This window comes from Klebsiella sp. K47 (genome assembly GCF_051858335.1).
Classification (GTDB): domain Bacteria; phylum Pseudomonadota; class Gammaproteobacteria; order Enterobacterales; family Enterobacteriaceae; genus Klebsiella; species Klebsiella pneumoniae.
Genome location: NZ_JBPYUI010000383.1, coordinates 1 through 226, shown reverse-complemented (window position 1 = coordinate 226; position 226 = coordinate 1). Strand labels below are relative to the sequence as shown.

Here is a 226-nt window from a genome sequence, read left to right as displayed (position 1 = left end):
GCCACGGCGACCTGTGGCTGGGCACCGAGAACCAGGGCCTGCTGCGCTTGTCGCGGCACGGGCTGGAGCGGTTGCCGACCGGGCTGTCGCTGCCCGGGGGGCGCGTGGTCAGCCTGCGCGAAGACGCCGAGGGCAGCATCTGGGTGGGCGCCAATGGCGGCCTGTACCGCTTGCGCGAAACCTTGTTCAGCAGCTTCACCGAGCGCGACGGGCTCAGCGGCGACTA

General features: G+C 71.7%; 1 protein-coding gene. It reads left to right on the top strand.

Annotated elements, in window-relative coordinates; genetic code table 11:
* Window positions 1–226, top strand: a 226-nt coding sequence (locus tag RRF55_RS28480) for a two-component regulator propeller domain-containing protein (RefSeq protein WP_439419368.1), incomplete at both ends; no start/stop codon positions are given.